The organism is Methylocystis sp. JR02 (genome assembly GCF_030063565.1).
GTDB classification, from domain to species: Bacteria; Pseudomonadota; Alphaproteobacteria; order Rhizobiales; family Beijerinckiaceae; genus Methylocystis; species Methylocystis iwaonis.
This window is the reverse complement of sequence record NZ_JASIRC010000001.1, coordinates 2,994,143-3,011,902: the sequence shown is the minus strand read 5'-3', so window position 1 is coordinate 3,011,902 and position 17,760 is coordinate 2,994,143. Positions and strand designations below refer to the sequence as shown.

Genomic DNA, 17,760 nt, shown 5'->3' with positions numbered 1-17,760 from the left:
GCCTATCGCCGCTCCGGGAGCCGGGCGCCGTCGCGCGGCGGCTTCGATCCCTTCTGGAACTCCACCCCGACCAGCGTCTGCCGGCGCCAGACCACCCGGGCGACATGTTTCGCTTGGCCGGCATGGAGGATGAAATTGTCGGGCAAGGTCGCGCCCAAGCCGTCGATCTTCGCGCCCGTCGTCGAAATATCGACGATCCGGCACGGTATCGCCGGCTCCATTCCGCCCGGATCGGCCCAGACATCGGTGTAAGACTTGTGCCTCGGGGCCGCGCGCCTGTCGCTTAAGGCGCCGGTCTGCTGCCGGGATTTGTCCGAGAAGGTGGCGGCCATGGAATCTCGCGCGGCAAGCAGTTCGACAAGACCGCAAGCCTATTCCAAAGCTGCTTACGCTTTCCTCAACGAAGCCGCTAAATAGCTCCTAATACCATTTCCGGTTGAATAGCTCGCATGGGGACTTGTCATTCCCGACGGGCCGAAAGCCCGATCGGGAATCCAGAGCCACAAGAGCGCTGCTTTTGCCCAGAGCCCGTCATTGCGAGCAAAGCAATCCGGGGCGGCGATGCCGCTTTGGATTGCTTCGTCGGCTCCGCCTCCTCGCAATGACGGCGGTGAGTCCCTGTATGTCCAAACGGCGCGAGCGTCGGGGATGGCGCCGAACCAATCGAGCAGATCTCTTACATGCGAAGGGAAAGCGCGTTAGCAATTCGCTTACGGCGCTTTCAAAAAGAGACCCACTGTCAGCAGCGACCCGATGACGACGATAAAAATCCGCAGGATTTTTTCGTCTATGCGGTGAATGAGATGGGCGCCGCCGACGCCGCCGATCGTCGCGCCGGCCGCCGTGACGAGCGCCTGCTCCCAGTGAAGGTCTGGCGAAAACAAGAAGATGACGACAGCCGATGCGTTCATCACGCCGGCGAGCACATTTTTGGTCGCGCTGGCGATGCGCACCGCCTGACCGGCCATGGTCAGAGCCGCTACCATCAGAAACCCGGCGCCGCCGCCGAAATAGCCGCCATAGGTGGCGATCAGGAATTGAATAAAGCCGGCGCCGGCGGGAGAAAGATGGCCATCCGCCTCTCCCGGCTTGCGAAAGAAGCTGCCCCAGGCGAACAGCCCCGTGGCGAAGAGCACCAGCCAGGGCACGAGCCGGGCGAAAAGGCCGCGCGGGGTCTCCAGCAAGATCACCGCGCCGATGGCGCCGCCGATAATGCAAATGACGAAGAGCCAGGCCAAGGTGAGCGCCCCGACGCCTCTTGCGTGACTGCGCCCCGTCCAGCCGGTCGCGACCTGCGCCGGAAAGAGCGCGACGCAGGAGGTGATGTTCGCCGCGAGCGCGTCCATGCCGGTGAACATCAGCGTCGGCAGAATGAGGAAGGAGCCGCCGCCCGCGAGCGCATTTTGCGCGCCCGCCCAGATCGCGACGGCGAAAAGCAGAAGGTAGGCCATAAAGGGGCTATGTCAGCTCCCATGCCGCATGGCAAGCCGTTCAGGATTTTGGAGCCGCCTCTTGCGCCAGACCAGCGGCGATGAGGCGCACGAGGGTCTCCAATTGCGCGTCGAGCGCCTCGGGAGGCGTTTCCTCGAGCTTCTCTTCGAGACCGAGCGCCACGACGCCATGGACCGCCGAGAAGAGCGTGCGGGCGAGGCGCGCGCGGGATTTTTCGTCCCAGCCGGGCAAAAGCGCCGCCAACGGCGCCTCGAGGCGCCCGAACAATTGGTTGCGCTCGTCCGAATACCAATCCGGAACTCGCGCCCCGCCCGAAAGGCGATGTTCGAAAAGCGCGCGCCAGCTCGGCTCCTCGCGTCGAGCGAAATCGAGATAGGCGCGGGCGAGCGCGAGCAGCGCCGCCGACGGGTCCGCCTGGCTCAAGGCGGCGTCGAGGGAATCGCCCAGCCGCTCCAGCGTCGAGAGATTGACGCGCAGGATCAGCTCGTCGAGATCGTCGAAAGCCGTGTAGATCGCTCCGAGCGCGCAACCGGCCTCGGACGCAAGGTCGCGCGCCTTCAGCCCGCCGAGCCCGCGCGCCGCGACGGACTGCCGGGCGACATCGAGAAGGCGCTCCCTGAGCTTCTGGCGTCGCTGCGTTCCGGCTTCGGTTCTGGTCTCGCTCACCGATCATTCCTTTCGAGGCCGTAAGGCCGCCGCGGCGGCAAGAATGGGCGGGGAAGGCGGCCGCGCCGAGGCGAGCGGCGTTCTTCCGGTGTTTCAAAACCGCGCAACCTATTGAGCGGTTCCAGACTTGCGCATGTCCTAGAGCACAGCCCCGAGCCGCGTTCAATGTTTTCTTGAACTTCGTTCACAGCGATGCTAAGTATGGCTTGTGAACACTGTTCAATAACGCTCAGGGGAGAACCCGAATGCTAAAGACTGTCGTCACATTGTTCCGGGGCAAGGCATACGAAGCCGAGGAAAGGTTCGCAGACCGCCATGCGCTCGCCATCCTCGATCAACAAATGCGCGACGCCGCCCTGGCGGTGGAACGCGCCAAAAAGGCGCTCGCCCTGGCGAGCGCGCAGGACAAGGCGGAGGAGCGAAAGCTCGACGCCACGCGGGCGCAGATCGCCGAGATCGAAACCCGCGCCGTCGCGGCCTTGAAGGCCGGGCGCGAGGACCTTGCCCGGAAAGCCGCTGAAAATATCGCAGACCTCGAAAGCGACGCCACGGCGGCGGAAAAGGCGCGCGCGCTGTTCTCAGTCGAGATCAAGAGTCTCGAACGTCATCTGCGCGACCAATCCGCCCGCCTCGCCGAATTGGAGCGCGGCAGGCGGATCGCCCGCGCGGCCGAGGCCGTCCGCGTCGCGCGCCGCGGGAGGCTCGAAGAGGCGCCTTACGGCCAATCGACCCTTTCGGAGGCGGAAGCCACATTGGCGCGGCTGCGGGAACGGCAGGAGGAAGCCTGCGCCGCCGAAGCCGCTCTCGACGATCTGGACGCCCGCGACAAAGCCCAGGACCTCAACGCGGCCCTCGCCGACGCCGGCTTTGGCCCGCCGGTGAAGCCGCGCGCGGCGGATGTTCTCGCAAGGCTGAAAGAAAAGGCGGGCGCGGCGTGAGCCAGCCCGCCGGCCTCGTCTCCTGAAAGCAAGGCCCCAACTACAGTCCCGATAGAAGGAAATGAAAATGTCCGCTCAACCAATCAAACATTCCGCCGCATTCGTCGGCTTCTCCTATGTTTCCTTCGGCATTGCCGCGCTGATGGTGGGCGGCGGCGTCTTCGTCATGCCGATCGACCATTGGATGAAAGGCTTTCTCATCATGGGCGTGGTGATGCTGGTGCAATCCTGCATCATCCTCACCAAGACGATCCGCGACAATGTCGAGGCGGAAAAGCTGCTCAACCGCATAGAGGACGCCAAGACCGAGCGCCTTCTGATGGACGTCTCCAAAGGCGTCTCCGCGTAGATTTTCGTAATCGGCCGGCGGTCTTGACCGATCCTTAACAGGCTCTGTTCAATTTTCGCCGGCCCAGCCCTTTGGATTGACCGCCATGTCGCAATCGCTTCTGGCCACCCGCCGCTTCGCGCCGCTCTTCTGGCGCCAGTTCTTCGCCGCCTTCAACGATAACTTCCTAAAGAACGCGCTGGTTCTGATGATCCTCGCGCAGATCGGCGGCGAAAAAGGCGCGTCTCTCGTCACCCTCGCCGGCGCCATTTTCATCGCGCCCTTCTTCCTGCTTTCGGGGATCGCGGGCGAGATGGCGGATAAATTCGACAAGGCGACCATCGCGCGCCGCCTGAGCCTCGCCGAAATCGGCGTCGCCGGCCTCTCGGCCGCCGGTTTTTATTTTTCGGACGTGACGACGCTCTTTGTGGCGCTTGCGCTCTTCGGCGTCACCGGCGCGCTGTTCGGCCCGGTCAAATACGGCATTCTGCCGGATCATCTCACGCGCGAGGAGCTGCCGGCCGGCAACGCCCTCGTCGAGAGCGCGACCTTCCTCGCCATTCTCGCCGGCACCATCGCCGGCGGCCTCGCCATGCAGGCGCATGACGAAGTCTATGGCGCGCTCGCCTTTGTCGGCGGCGTCATGGCGGTGGCGCTCGCGAGCTACGCCGCGGCCTGGTTCATCCCCTCGACGCAAAGCGCGGCGGCGGATCTGAAGATCGACGCCAATATTTTCCGCTCGACCTTCAAGCTGATGAAGGCGCTGCGCGCCGCGCCGTCGCTGCGCCGCCTCACGACCGTCACGAGCCTCTTCTGGCTCTATGGCTCCATCGCCATGTCGCTGATGCCGCCGCTCGTCACGCATTCGCTGCATGGCGCCGAAAGCGTCGTCACGCTGCATCTGACGATTTTCGCCGTCGCCATCGGCGCAGGCTCGGGGCTTGCCGCCTTTCTGCTCAAAGGCCGCATCGTCCTGCTGCCCGCCGCAATCGGCGCCGCCCTCGTCGCCATCGCGTCCTTCGATCTTGGCGTCGCCGAGCTGTCGCGCGTCGTGGCGGAAAGCCCCACCCTCGGCATCGCCGATTACTTCAACCAGCCCGGCGCGCTGCATGCGTCGCTCGACCTCGCGCTGCTCGCCCTCGCGGGCGGCCTGATGATTGTGCCGTCCTTCGCCGCTATTCAGGCGCAGAGCCCGGCCGATCAGCGCGCGCGCACCGTCGCGGCGGTCAATGTCCATAACGCCGCTTATATGGCCGCGGGCGGCGCCGGCGTCGCCTTTCTGCAGGCGCAGGGCGTGACCCTGGCGCAGCTTTTCCTCGGCATGGGCGCGGTCGCGCTGCTGTCGGCGATCTGGATTCGCTACGCCGTGGTGAAGAACCCGATCCTCGACTTATTGTCGATTATTTTTCGGTCCTTCTACCGGCTCGAAGTGAAGGGGCTCGACAATCTGGAGAGAGCGGGACCCAACGCGATCATCGCCCTCAACCATGTCAGCTTCCTCGACGCGGCGGCGATCCTCTCCGTGCTGCCGAAAGACCCGGTCTTCGCCATCGACCATGGCATCTCGCAGCGCTGGTGGGTGAAGCCCTTTCTCAAATTCACCCGCGCCATTCCGCTCGATCCGACGAAGCCGCTCGGCACGCGCACGCTCATCAACGCCGTGAAGGCGGGCGAGTCCCTGGTGATTTTTCCAGAAGGACGCCTCACCGTCACCGGCAGCCTGATGAAAGTCTATGACGGCGCCGGTCTGATCGCGGAGAAATCCGGGGCCATGATCGTGCCGGTGAAGATCGACGGGCCAGAAGCGACCATTTTCTCGCGCCTGACGCGGGATCAGGCGCGGCGCCGCTTTTTCCCGAAATTCACCCTCACCCTGCAGGAGCCGGTGCGCCTCACCGTCGATGATGAGCTGAAGGGCAAGGCGCGACGGATGGCGGCAGGCGCGGCGCTCTATCAGATCATGTCGGACATGATCTTCCGCACGACCAAGCAGGACGAGACGATTTTCGAGGCCGTCGTGCGGGCGGGCGACAAGCATGGTTTCTCGCGCGTCGCGCTGGAAGACCCGCTGACGGGCGCGCTCACCTACAAAAGGATCCTCATCGGCGCCCGCGTGCTGGGCGAAAAAATCGCGAAGATCGATACGGCGGGCGATTGCGTCGGGATCATGCTGCCGAACGCCAACGCCGCGGGCGTGACTTTCCTCGCCGTGACGTCTGCGGGGCGCGTTCCCGCCATGATCAACTTCACCGCCGGCGCCGCGAATATTCTCTCCGGCTGCGAAGCGGCGGGCGTCAAGACCATCCTCACCTCGCGCGCCTTCATCGAGAAGGCCAGGCTCGACAAGCTCGCCGCCGCATTGGAAGAGAAAGTCGCGCTCGTCTATCTCGAAGACATGCGCGCCGGCGTCTCGTCATTCGACAAACTGAACGCCCTGCTGCGCTTCAAAAAGCCGGTCGTCGCGCGCAAGGCCGGCGACATGGCGGCTGTGCTGTTTACCTCCGGCTCGGAGGGCGCGCCCAAGGGCGTCGCGCTGTCGCACGCCAATATGCTCGCCAACGCCGCCCAGGCGGCGGCGCGCATCGACTTCGGCCGCCAGGACAAGGTGTTCAACGTGCTGCCGGTGTTCCACTGCTTCGGGCTGACGATCGGCTTCATGCTGCCGCTCATCTCCGGCGTGCCGGTCTATTTCTACCCCTCGCCGCTGCACTACCGCATTGTGCCGGAGCTGATTTACGGAACCAACGCGACGATCTTCTTCGGGACGGACACCTTCCTTGCCGGCTATGCGCGCAGCGCCCACGCCTATGACTTCCGCTCGATCCGCTATGTCGTGGCCGGCGCGGAGCCGGTGAAGCAATCGACCCGCGACATCTGGTGCGAGAATTTCGGGATCCGCATTCTCGAAGGCTATGGCGTCACCGAGACCGCGCCCGTGCTCGCGCTCAACACGCCCATGTTCAACAAATTCGGGACGGTGGGCCGCATCATGCCCGGCGTTGACGTCAGGCTCGAACCCGTTCCCGGCGTCGAGGAAGGCGGCCGCCTGCTCGTGCGCGGCCCCAATGTGATGATGGGCTATCTCATGGCCGACAAGCCGGGCGTGCTGCAGGCGCCGGAAGGCGGCTGGCACGACACCGGCGACATCGTCACGGTCGACGCGCAGGGTTTCGTGACGATCAAGGGCCGCGCCAAGCGCTTCGCCAAGATCGGCGGCGAAATGGTGTCGCTCGCCGCCATCGAGCAGCTCGCCGCCGAGCTTTGGCCCAAGGCGCTCTCCGCGGCGGCGACCGAGATCGACCCGCGCAAGGGCGAGCGCATCGTGCTCGTCACCCAGCAGAAGGACGCCACCCGCGCCGATTTCGCGGCCTACGCCAAATCCAAGGGGGCGTCGGATCTGTCGATCCCGGCGGAAGTCATGCTCGTCGAGCATATGCCGCTGCTGGGCTCCGGCAAGCTCGATTTCGCGGCGGTGACCAAAATGGTGCGCGACCGCAACCGCTACCTCGGCGGCGGACCGCGCCTGCCGAACGGGGTGCTCGGGCGGATCGATGGGAATGTCGCGGTTGTGGGGTGAGAGCATTGCTAGAACCGGAAGCTATCAGCCCCGCCACCAAGTTTACGGGGTGAGCCCCCTCCCCAACCCTCCCCCGCTCTGCGGGAGAGGGAGCAGAGCGTGGCCTTCATAAACGACGCTGATCGTGAACGTCCCCTCTCCCGCGAAGCGCGGGGAGGGACAGGGAGGGGGGCAAGCGCTACTCCCAAAACGGCTCCAGCTTCCTCAGCCGCTTCTCGCTCTTCTTCGCATGCGCCGCGCCGGCTTGGGCGGCGTGGGCGAACCAGCCGCGCACGAAGCCCGAGGCGCGCAGAACGCCGTCCCCCTCGGCGTCGACCTCGTCGAGCAGCGTATTCGCCGTCTCCATGTCGTTATAGTCGCCAAGCCCGTCCTGCAGCTTGGCGAGCGCGGCGGAGAATTCCTCGGCGTCTTCGACATGCGGAAACAGGCTCTCGAAAAACTCCGCGCCATAGCGCGCTTTTTTCAAGGCGATGCGCACCTGGTGCCGCTCCTCCGGCGTTAGCTCGGCCAGTCCCTTGGCCTTCTTTACAACGCGCTTGCGCAGCTTCGTGAGCGCCGCCGCAGCGAAATCCTTCGCCGATCCCTCTTCGCGAACGTCCGGCTGCGCGGTCCAATCGCGCTTGGCGATCGCCTCGCGAAAATCAGCAAGAAAAGCGCGCGCCTCCGGTCCCTCGACCGCCGCGCGCGCGGCGCGATAGGCCTTGGCGCGGCGCGTTTCGATCGCGGCGAGAAGCGCTTCGTAGCTTGCTTCGTCCTTGAGCGTTTCGCCGGGGCCCTCCGCGAGCATGTCGAGGAAAACATCCCAATTGCGCGCCTGCCCGAGAGTTGAGGCAAGCGTTTTGGCCCGATCGCGCGCCGCGGCGAGGGCAGGGCCGGACAGCGCGTGGCGGAACGTGCCGATCGCCGCGCGCAAACGCCGTAGCGCCACGCGCATCTGATGCACGCTTTCCGCCGGCTCATCAGCCAGAAAGACCGGCGCATTGCCCTCGAAATGGTCGAGCGCGGAGGAAAAGACGCAGACGGCGGCGTCCTCGACCGTGTCGGTCGCAAGCAGCTTCACCGGCCGGGCCTTCTGCGGTCCTGCCGGCTTGGCGCGCTTGGCGGGCTCGGGGCGCAGGTCGACCGCCGGGGCGATCGCCTCGGGTAAGACGCCATGGGGCGCGGGCCGTTCCATGCTTGCTCCTGTCGGAATGCTCAGGATTTTGGGCGCCAGGCGCTCGAGGTCAAGCGCAGGCGACGCAATAAACCGGCGCGATACTTGATTAAGACGCCCGCGCCTGCTTTATCGCGGCGCACCATTCGCACAGGGAGGCAAGAGTAAATGTCCGTATGGCCCGTCTATGGCAAAATCACCGGCCCGATCGTCCTGATCGGCTTCGGCTCCATCGGACGCGGCATCTTGCCCCTGATCGAGCGCCATTTCGACTTCGACAAGAGCCGGTTCACCGTCATCGACCCGGTCGATACGCACCGCCGGCTGCTCGATGAACGCGGCATCGCTTTTCTCAAAGAAAAGCTCACCCCCGAAAATTATCGCGAAGTGCTCACGCCCCTTCTGACGAACGGCGGCGGGCAGGGCTTCATCGTCAATCTCTCCGTCGACGTCTCCTCGCTCGACATGATCAAGCTCGCGCGCGAGCTGAAGGCGCTTTACGTCGACACCGTCATCGAGCCTTGGCCGGGCTTCTATTTCGACAAGAACATGGGCAATGACGCGCGCACGAACTACGCGCTGCGCGAGACCGTTCTGGAGGAGCGCCGCAAGAACCCGGGCGGCTCCACCGCCGTCTCCTGCGTCGGCGCCAATCCCGGCATGGTGTCCTGGTTCGTCAAGCAGGCGCTCGTCGACATCGCCAAGGACACGGGCGTCTTCGACAAGGAGCCGACGACCCGCGCCGAATGGGGCGCGCTGGCGCAGAAGCTCGGCGTCAAGGGCATCCATATCGCCGAACGCGACACGCAGCGGGCGCGCGACCCCAAGCCGCAGAATGTCTTCGTCAACACCTGGTCGGTCGAGGGCTTCGTGTCTGAGGGCATGCAGCCGGCTGAGCTGGGCTGGGGCACGCATGAGAAGTCGCTGCCAGACATCGGCCGCACCCATGCTGCCGGCTGCGGCGCGGCAATCTATCTGCTCTCGCCCGGCGCCAACACCCGCGTGCGTAGCTGGTGCCCGACGCCGGGCGCGCAATTCGGTTTCCTCGTCACGCATAATGAGGCGATTTCGATTGCCGATTACCTGACGGTGCGCGACGGCGCGGGCAATGTCGCCTACCGGCCGACCTGCCATTACGCCTATCATCCGGCCAATGACGCCGTGCTGTCGCTGCATGAGATCTTCGGCGCCGCCGGCAAGATGCAGCCGAGCTGGAAGATTCTCGATGAGCACGAGATCGTCGACGGCATCGACGAGCTGGGCGTGCTGATCTTCGGCCACGCCAAGAACGCTTATTGGTACGGCTCGCAGCTCTCGATCGAAGAGACGCGCGACCTCGCGCCCTATCAGAACGCGACCGGCCTGCAGGTGTCCTCCGCCGCGCTCGCCGGCATGGTGTGGGCGCTGGAGAATCCGGAAGCTGGCATCGTCGAGGCGGACGAAGTCGACTACAAGCGCTGCCTCGAAGTGCAACTGCCCTATCTCGGGCCGGTGAAGGGCTATTACACCGACTGGACCCCGCTCGAAGGCCGCCCCGGCCTGTTCCCGGAGGACATCGACGAGAGCGATCCCTGGCAGTTCAAGAACATCCTCGTTCGCTGAGCGGACCTCGCAACGAAACGCATGGAGGCGGCGCGCAAGCGCCGCCTCTTTTTTGTGTCGCAAGTCTCAAGGTCGTCATTGCGAGGAGCCGAAGGCGACGAAGCAATCCAGGGCAGCCACCGCGGCCCTGGATTGCTTCGCTTCGCTCGCAATGACGGGCGTTCGTTTGCTTTCGACCCCTGCTGGTCCACCGGCCGCGCCGGACGCTTTGCCAGCGGTGAGCCCTTAACTTCATCTTAAACCCTCTTGCATGCTCCGAGAATGTTCTTTATTCGTTCTTTATTCGCGCTATGTTCCGCTTCGGCAGGTCGAGCCGCGGCGGGGCGTCAAGTCCCCAAAGTCGCGATCACGGGAGGCCGGTTCCGGCCGGCCTCCCCTTAGGGGCCGTTTTGTCGGGAGTGGATCATGGGTCGGCTCGCTGAAATCTCGACGGATGCGCAGGCGCAAATCGGCGCGCTGGTCGACCCCGAGCGGCGGCGCGGGCGCGGTTCGCTGTCGAAGCGCAGCGGCCGCTATGAAAAGGAAGTCCGCGAGGAAGCGGACGACGGCTGGGGCTCGCTCGAGACCCTGGAGGCGCTGAAGACCAACATTCACGTCGAGAAGCCGCGCTCGATCATCACGAAGAATGATTCTCCCGACATCGCTTTCGATCGCTCGATCAACCCCTATCGCGGCTGCGAGCATGGCTGCGTTTATTGTTTCGCGCGGCCGACGCACGCCTATATGGGTTTTTCGCCGGGGCTCGATTTCGAGACCGAGATTTTCGTCAAAGAAGGCGCGGCGCAGCTTTTGGAGCGCGAACTCTCGGCTCAAAATTACGCGCCGAAAGTCATCGCCATCGGCACGAACACCGATCCGTATCAGCCTTCTGAAAAGCGCCACCGCATCATGCGCTCCATTCTGGAAGTTCTGGCGCGCGCGAAACATCCGGTTGCGATCGTGACGAAATCGGCGCTCGTCTTGCGCGATCTCGATCTTCTGGCCCCGATGGCGCAAGACGGGCTCGCCAAGGTCGCTTTTTCGGTGACGACGCTCGATCCACGCCTTGCCCGGATCATGGAGCCCCGCGCCGCCACGCCTGAGCGCCGGCTCGACGCCATGGAAAAGCTCGCCGCCTCCGGCGTGCCGGTCGCCGTGATGGCCGCGCCGATCATTCCCGCCATCAATGACGACGAGATCGAGGCGATCCTCACCCGCGCCCACGCCGCCGGCGCGCGCGAGGCCGGCTACATCATGCTGCGTCTGCCGCTCGAAGTGCGCGATCTCTTCAGCGAGTGGCTGGTCGCCAATTTCCCCGACAAGGCCCGCCGCGCCCTGTCGCTTGTGCGCTCGACGCGCGGCGGCAAATTGTACGACCCGACCTTCGGCAAGCGCTTCACCGGCGAGGGGCCTTACGCGTGGATGCTCGGCCGGCGTTTCGAGCTCGCCGCCAAGCGCCTCGGCTTTTCGAGCTCGACGTTCAAATTGCGAACGGACCTCTTCGAGCCGCCGCGCCGAGGTCCTCAGCAGCTCAGCCTCTTTTGAGCGGGAGAGCAGCGAATTTTTAATTGCCAATAAGACCGCCAGCCGCTTTTTAGATCGCCATGCACATGACCGACCGAAATTTCACCTGGCCTTTTCATTCTGGCGTTGCGCCATGAGCGCCGGCCCCGACTTCCGCATCGAAGGCCGGTTACATCGACAGGGAATCTGGCCGGTCGCCGGCGTGGATGAAGTTGGGCGCGGCCCGCTCGCCGGGCCCGTGGCCGCCGCCGCGGTCATTCTCGACCCAAAGCGGCTCCCGCGCGGGTTGGACGACTCGAAAGTCCTGAACCAGAAAGAACGGGAAGCCGCTTTCGAGCGGATCATGGAAAAGGCGGTCGCCGTCAGCATCGCCTTCGTCACGCCCGCGGAGATCGACGCCATTAACATTCGACAAGCGTCGCTCGCGGCCATGGTCCGCGCGGTCGCCACCCTGTCGCACGCGCCGGCCTATGTGCTCGTCGATGGCTCCGATCCGCCGCGCCTCGCCTGCCCGTGCCGCGCGATCGTCAAGGGAGACGCGTCGACCTTGTCGATCGCCGCTGCGTCGATCGTCGCCAAAGTTGCGCGCGACGCAATGATGCGGCGACTTGCCGCACACTACCCGAGCTATGGATTCGAGACCAATGTCGGCTACGCCGCGCGGCGCCATCTCGACGCCTTGCGCGAGAACGGCCCAACTCCCGCACATCGCTTAAGCTTCTCGCCGATGCGGGAGAAAGTATAAACGAGGCATTAAAGCTAAGTTTCTTACTTCATTAAGATTTTCGTTCGAAAAAGAGACGCCCTGCCGCGCCCGCTCTATACGCGCTTTTTACCTAGTTCCGGCATCTTCACACGTGTTGGTAGCGTATGTGGTGTCGAGTTCATGAGTAGCGCGCGCGTCGGGGCGGCCCGCCTCAAATCCCGGATAAAGGTCACGCGTACCGGGTTATCCATCGCCGGGCCGCTCCACGCGCAGCCTGCCAGAAATTCGATATTGCGCGGCGATTGCGTCAAGCTGATGCAGACGCTCCCTGAAGAGAGCGTCGATCTCGTCTTCGCGGATCCGCCCTATAATCTCCAGCTCGCTAATAAGTTGACGCGCCCGGACCAGAGCCTCGTCGACGCCGTCGATGACGACTGGGACAAATTCGCAGATTTCTCGACCTATGACGCCTTCACGCGCGAATGGCTCGCCGCCGCCCGCCGCGTCATGAAGCCGACAGCGACGATCTTCGTCATTGGCTCCTATCACAATATCTTCCGCGTCGGCGCGATCATGCAGGATCTCGGATTCTGGATCCTGAACGACATCGTCTGGCGCAAGAATAATCCGATGCCGAACTTCCGCGGGCGCCGCTTCACCAACGCCCATGAGACAATGATCTGGGCGGCGCGCGACCCGGCCGTGAAGAGCTACACCTTCAACTATGAAGCGTTGAAGGCCGGCAATGAGGATTGCCAGATGCGCTCGGATTGGCTCCTGCCAATCTGCACCGGCTCCGAGCGGCTGAAGGACTCCGAAGGCCGCAAGGCGCATCCGACGCAAAAGCCGGAGACGCTGCTCGCGCGCGTGCTCCTCTCCGCCTCCAATCCCGGCGATCTTGTGCTCGATCCCTTCTTTGGCACAGGCACAACGGGCGCGGTCGCGAAACGATTGCGCCGAGATTTTATCGGACTCGAGCGCGAGGACGGATATGCTCAGGCGGCGGCCGCGCGCATCGCCGCCGTCGAGCCGCTTTCCGAAAACGCGGTTGCGCTCGCGCCATCCAAACGCGCCGAACCGCGCATTGCTTTTGGGAGCCTCGTCGAAGCGGGCATGATCGCGCCCGGCGCCGTGCTGACGGACGTCAAAAAACGCCATACGGCGATCGTGCGCGCCGACGGCGCCGTCTCGCTCTCGGGTTTCGTGGGCTCTATTCACAAGACCGGCGCGCTGGCGCAGGGTCTCCCGGCCTGCAATGGCTGGACCTTTTGGCACTTCGAGACAAACGGCCGCCTGGCGCCGATCGATGAATTGCGCTCCCAGGCGCGCGAAGCGCTCCGCGAAGCCGCGGAGTAAAAGCCCCGGACCGCGGGCCTTCAGGCCCGCGCAGACTTGCTTGAAAATTGGCGATGACGCCCCTCGCGCTTCGAGACGCCTGCTGCGCAGGCTCCTCAGCATGAGGGGCTACTGTTATCTGCGTCAGACACTTAGGCCTCATCCTCAGGAGCGAGCGAAGCTCGCGTCGCGAAGGACGAGGCCGCCTCGGAGGTTTGCAAACAACCAAGCGCGCCTGAAGGCGCGCGGTCCGTTCACGTCTTAGACCAGGAAGCCGCCGTAAAAGCCCACGAGCAGCACGACGCCGATGAAGGCGCGATAGGCGACGAAGGGCCAGGCGGAAAAGCGCTCCAGGATGCGCAGCAGGCCCCAGATCGCCGCAAAGGCGGAAATCGACGCGACGAGAAGCCCAAGCGACAGCACCGACCAGCCGTGAAAATCGAGATGCGCCTTGTGCAGTTCCCATAATTCCTTGAGGCCGGCGAGTGCGATCGCGGGCAGGCCAAGCAGGAAGGAGAAGCGCGCGGCTTCTTCGCGCTTGAGGTCGAGAAAGAGCGCCGCCGTCAGCGTCGAACCCGAGCGCGACACGCCGGGAACAAGCGCGCCGACCTGGGCGAAGCCGACGATCAAGGCGTCTTTCAGGCTCACATGGTCGAGCGTGCGCTTGTGGTTGCAGTAAAGCTCGGCGAGCGCGAGCAGTGCGGCCATGACGATGCAGGAAATGCCGATGACCGGAAGCGATCGCAGCGGCGAGCCGCAAGTGTTGAGCGTGTGCGACAGGAGAATGCCAGCGAGCCCGATCGGCACGGTCGCGAAGCCGATCCAAAGGACGAAGCGGAAGGTCCAGTCGTTGAAGTCGCGCCGCCGAATTGCGCCAATGGAGCCCACAGCCAGCGCCCGGATGTCGCCCCAGAAATAGCTGACCACCGCGGCGAGCGCGGCGAGCTGCATGGCGGCGGAGAAAGCCGAGCCCGGATCCTTCCAGCCGAGCAGCGCCGGCACGATGCGCATATGCGCCGTCGAGGAGATCGGCAGAAGCTCGGAAATGCCCTGAACGACGCCGAGCGCCGCCACCTTCATATAACCGAGGTCGACGAAACCTGTGTCGAGACCATTGGTGCAAGCCGTCGCCATTTTCTCTCCGCCGGAATGGGGCGCGGGGGCTCCGCGCGGGGCGCTACGGAATATCGACCATGCGCGGTTGTGGTTAATGGAAAGAAAACGAGGCGCCATGGGGGCAAGCAAAAGGGCCCCCGCGTGCGCCGCTCGATCCAGCTCATTTGAACAGCGCCATCGCCTTCAACAACGTGATCGACACGCCCCAGGCGAGCGGGACGCCGACCGCGAGCCAGGAGAGGATCAAGACCGGCGAGAGGCGCGGCGCCGCGCGAAGGGCGACCGAGGGCACAGGGTCATGCGGCTCCAGCCCCTCCTCCAGAAAATCCTCGAAATCGGCGTGGGTCTCTTCCTCTTCCTGCTTCACCGCGGCGATGCTGGTCTTCTTCTCGGCCGCGACCTCTTCATCGGTCATATAATATTTCTCGGCGACCGGCCGAACGAGGAGATTGCAGACAAGCCCCGCCAGCAGCAGGCTGGCGAGCACATACATTGTCTGGTTATAGGCGGCTTCGCGCGGCACGCCGATCGAAAGCTGATATTCGCGAATGTAGTTGACCAGCACCGGGCCGAGCACGCCGGCCGTCGACCAGGCGGTCAGCAGCCGGCCATGAATGGCCCCGACGTAATGGGTGCCGAAAATATCCGCGAGATACGCCGGAATAGTCGCGAAGCCGCCGCCATACATGGTGATGATGACGGCGAAGAGCAGCACGAACAGGAAGACGAGCCCGCCCTTTGCCGCGAAAGGCGCCGCGGCGTAGAGCGCGAGGCCGAGCACGAAGAAGATCGCATAAGTGACCTTGCGGCCGAAGGCGTCGGAGGCCGAGGCCCAGCCGATGCGCCCGCCGATGTTGCACAGGCTCAGGAGGCCGGTGAAGCCGGCGGCGATGGCGGCGATCTGCTTCTTCTGGTCGGAGTTGAGGGCGTCGAAGCCGAGGTCGAGGCCGATGAGCTTGCCGCCGAAGACCTCTTGCAGCATGGGCGAGGCCATGCCGAGCACGCCGATGCCGGCCGAGACGTTGAGGCAGAGCACGCCCCAGAGCAGCCAGAATTGCGGGGTCTTCCAGGCGACGTCGAGATGGACGTGACGATGGGTGACCATGGCGTTGGCGGCCGGCGCCGGCGGCGTCCAGCCCTTGGGCGCCCAGCCGTCGGCCGGAACGCGATAGCCCAGCGAGCCGCTGACCATGAAGATGAAATAAATGCCGGCGAGCGCCACGAAGGTCTGCCAGACGCCCGGCGAGGTCGGCGTCGCGAAATAGCCCATCAGCCGATCGGCGAGCGGCGCGCCGATCATGGCGCCGCCGCCGAAGCCCATAATGGCGAGGCCGGTCGCGAGGCCGCGCCGGTCGGGGAACCATTTGATGAGCGTCGAGACGGGCGAGATATAGCCGAGCCCGAGACCGACGCCGCCGATGACGCCGGAGCCGAGCCAGAGCATCCAGATCTGGTGAAGATAGACGCCCAGCGCCGAAATGAGCAGGCCGCCGCACCAGCAGAAGGCGGCGGCGAGGCCGGCTTTGCGGGGGCCGGCCGTCTCCAGCCAATGGCCGAAGATCGCCGCCGAGGAGCCGAGCAGGACGAAGAACAGCGTGAAGGTCCAGCCCAGCATGCTGATCTTCCAGTCGCAATTAGTTGCGACGATGGTCTGGAAGAAGCCCATGTCGGCCGGGCACTCTTTCGGCGCCGCGCCGCCGACGACGCGCGACAGCGGCAGCCAGAACACCGAGAAGCCATAGGCCATGCCGATGCAAAGATGCACGGCGAGCGCGGCCGGCGGAACGAGCCAGCGGTTGAATGTCGGCGAGGCGATGGAGCGCTCGCGGCTCAGGAAACTTGGTTGCGGCGCAACAGCGGCGTCCATCTCTCGACCTTTCGCGGCGCGGACGGCGCCGATTGACGCAAATGAAAAACAAAGGCGCTTGGCGGCTTGCTTCTTATCGCGCCGCGAAAGATTGATCAAATGAAGCGGGAGCTTTTGCGGATGCGAAAAGGATGGCGGGGTGAGGTTGCCCCCTCCCCAATCCTCCCCCGCTTCGCGGCCCCCTTTACGGAGGATGGCGGCGCCAGAGGCGTCGTTTAGACGCCCGTCTTTCAGACGGGCTTCGGCGGCGCCGGGTGGGGTCCGCCCCGTCGCGCGCTACTCCACGTCCTCCACCTTCTCCGGCCCGCCGCCATAGATGCGCTGGGCGAGAGAGGCCTGCATGAAGTCGTCGAGCTCGCCATCGAGCACTTCCGACGGCGTGCCCGACGTGACGCCGGTGCGCAGGTCCTTCACGAGCTGATAGGGCTGCAGAACATAAGAACGAATCTGGTGCCCCCAGCCGATGTCGGTCTTGCTGGCGGCTGCCTTGTTCGCCTCGGCCTCGCGCATTTCCAGCTCGCGCTCATAGAGACGGGCGCGCAGCATGTTCCAGGCGGTCGCGCGATTCTTGTGCTGCGAGCGCTCAGCCTGACAGGCGACGACGATGCCGGTCGGCAAATGCGTGATGCGAATCGCCGAATCGGTCGTGTTCACGTGCTGGCCGCCCGCGCCGGACGATCTATACGTGTCGATACGGCAGTCCGACTCGTTGATATTGACCTCGATCCGGTCGTCTACCACCGGATAGACCCACACCGACGCAAAGCTCGTATGCCGCCGCGCGTTCGAGTCGAAAGGCGAGATGCGCACCAGGCGATGCACGCCCGATTCGGTCTTGGCCCAGCCATGGGCGTTGTGGCCCTTGACCAGAAGCGTGCCCGATTTGATGCCCGCCTCTTCGCCGGCCGTCTCCTCGATCACCTCGACCTTGAACTTCTTGCGCTCGCCCCAACGGGCGTACATGCGAAACAGCATGCGCGCCCAATCCTGGCTCTCGGTGCCGCCGGCGCCGGAGTGGATTTCGATGAAGGTGTCGTTGCCGTCGGCTTCGCCCGAGAACAGCGCCTCGATCTGACGGCGCTGGGCCTCTTTGAGCAGGGCTTTGAGCGCCTCGACGCCCTCTTTCTCGGTCGCCTCGTCGTCGGCTTCCTCGCCGAGCTCAACGAGCGTCAGCGCGTCTTCGAGATCGCGCGCAAGCTTATCGATCGCGCCCATCTGCTCCTCGAGCTGGGTGCGTTCGCGCATGAGCTTCTGCGCTTCGTCGGCGTTGTTCCAGAAATTGGGGTCTTCGGCCTTGACGTTCAGTTCGGCGAGACGGCGGGTTGCAGTCTCGACGTCAAAGATGCCTCCTCAGCAGCCCCATGGACTGCTCGATCTGTTCTTTGAGCGCAAGCGGCTCGGCGCGCATGGGTTTTTGTCTTTCGGAAAGCTTGGGGAGCGGCGCTCCCCGTTTCGAGTGGCGCGGAAATTAGGCGGGGCGGGCCGGCATGTAAAGCGCCGATCGCGCCCGCCTTCAG

General features: G+C 64.6%; 14 protein-coding genes. 7 read left to right on the top strand and 7 right to left on the bottom strand.

Annotation, left to right across the window (positions count from 1 at the left end; translation table 11 throughout):
- Positions 1 to 2: 2 nt before the first annotated feature.
- From QNA11_RS14380 to QNA11_RS14370, 3 genes are all read right to left on the bottom strand, one after another.
- Positions 3 to 332 carry a PilZ domain-containing protein gene (locus QNA11_RS14380; protein ID WP_202070947.1) on the bottom strand — a complete coding sequence of 110 codons (330 nt, stop codon included), beginning with the start codon at positions 330 to 332 and terminating at the stop codon, positions 3 to 5.
- A gap of 378 nt (positions 333 to 710) precedes the next feature.
- Complete coding sequence (locus QNA11_RS14375; protein WP_283483561.1) at positions 711 to 1,451, bottom strand: sulfite exporter TauE/SafE family protein; 741 nt, start codon at positions 1,449 to 1,451, stop codon at positions 711 to 713.
- Between the two features lie 40 nt (positions 1,452 to 1,491).
- A complete protein-coding gene (locus QNA11_RS14370) occupies positions 1,492 to 2,118 on the bottom strand; it encodes a TetR/AcrR family transcriptional regulator (protein WP_202070945.1) in 627 nt (208 codons plus the stop codon).
- A gap of 245 nt (positions 2,119 to 2,363) precedes the next feature.
- Here QNA11_RS14370 and QNA11_RS14365 point away from each other — a divergent pair, with 245 nt between their 5' ends.
- From QNA11_RS14365 to QNA11_RS14355, 3 genes are all read left to right on the top strand, one after another.
- Positions 2,364 to 3,056: a PspA/IM30 family protein gene (locus QNA11_RS14365; RefSeq protein ID WP_283483560.1), complete on the top strand. Its 693-nt coding sequence runs from the start codon at positions 2,364 to 2,366 to the stop codon at positions 3,054 to 3,056.
- 61 nt (positions 3,057 to 3,117) lie between these two features.
- A complete protein-coding gene (locus QNA11_RS14360; protein WP_202070943.1) occupies positions 3,118 to 3,405 on the top strand; it encodes a YiaA/YiaB family inner membrane protein in 288 nt (95 codons plus the stop codon).
- Between the two features lie 85 nt (positions 3,406 to 3,490).
- Positions 3,491 to 6,961: an acyl-[ACP]--phospholipid O-acyltransferase gene (locus QNA11_RS14355; RefSeq protein WP_283483559.1), complete on the top strand. Its 3,471-nt coding sequence runs from the start codon at positions 3,491 to 3,493 to the stop codon at positions 6,959 to 6,961.
- 178 nt (positions 6,962 to 7,139) lie between these two features.
- Here QNA11_RS14355 and QNA11_RS14350 read toward each other — a convergent pair whose 3' ends face one another.
- Complete coding sequence (locus QNA11_RS14350; protein ID WP_283483558.1) at positions 7,140 to 8,135, bottom strand: CHAD domain-containing protein; 996 nt, start codon at positions 8,133 to 8,135, stop codon at positions 7,140 to 7,142.
- Positions 8,136 to 8,282: 147 nt separating this feature from the next.
- Between QNA11_RS14350 and QNA11_RS14345 the strand changes: the two genes are divergently transcribed.
- The 4 genes from QNA11_RS14345 (at position 8,283) to QNA11_RS14330 (ending at position 13,281) form a co-directional block, all read left to right on the top strand.
- A complete protein-coding gene (locus QNA11_RS14345; protein WP_283483557.1) occupies positions 8,283 to 9,716 on the top strand; it encodes a homospermidine synthase in 1,434 nt (477 codons plus the stop codon).
- A gap of 405 nt (positions 9,717 to 10,121) precedes the next feature.
- Entirely contained in the window at positions 10,122 to 11,240 is a 1,119-nt protein-coding gene (locus tag QNA11_RS14340) for a PA0069 family radical SAM protein (RefSeq protein ID WP_283483556.1), read from the top strand.
- A 112-nt stretch (positions 11,241 to 11,352) separates the two neighbouring features.
- Complete coding sequence (rnhB, locus tag QNA11_RS14335; protein ID WP_283483555.1) at positions 11,353 to 11,964, top strand: ribonuclease HII; 612 nt, start codon at positions 11,353 to 11,355, stop codon at positions 11,962 to 11,964.
- Positions 11,965 to 12,105: 141 nt separating this feature from the next.
- Entirely contained in the window at positions 12,106 to 13,281 is a 1,176-nt protein-coding gene (locus QNA11_RS14330) for a site-specific DNA-methyltransferase (RefSeq protein ID WP_283483554.1), read from the top strand.
- A 240-nt stretch (positions 13,282 to 13,521) separates the two neighbouring features.
- On the opposite strand, the gene QNA11_RS14325 is transcribed toward QNA11_RS14330, so the two are convergent.
- From QNA11_RS14325 to prfB, 3 genes are all read right to left on the bottom strand, one after another.
- Complete coding sequence (locus QNA11_RS14325) at positions 13,522 to 14,394, bottom strand: undecaprenyl-diphosphate phosphatase (RefSeq protein ID WP_283483553.1); 873 nt, start codon at positions 14,392 to 14,394, stop codon at positions 13,522 to 13,524.
- Between the two features lie 142 nt (positions 14,395 to 14,536).
- On the bottom strand, positions 14,537 to 16,243 hold the full coding sequence (locus QNA11_RS14320) for an OFA family MFS transporter (RefSeq protein ID WP_283483552.1): 1,707 nt from the start codon (positions 16,241 to 16,243) through the stop codon (positions 14,537 to 14,539).
- Positions 16,244 to 16,519: 276 nt separating this feature from the next.
- A protein-coding gene (gene prfB / locus QNA11_RS14315) for a peptide chain release factor 2 (RefSeq protein WP_283483551.1) occupies positions 16,520 to 17,651 on the bottom strand; the annotation gives its coding sequence in 2 pieces (ribosomal slippage) (positions 16,520 to 17,581 and positions 17,583 to 17,651; 1,131 coding nt in all).
- Positions 17,652 to 17,760: the final 109 nt, after the last annotated feature.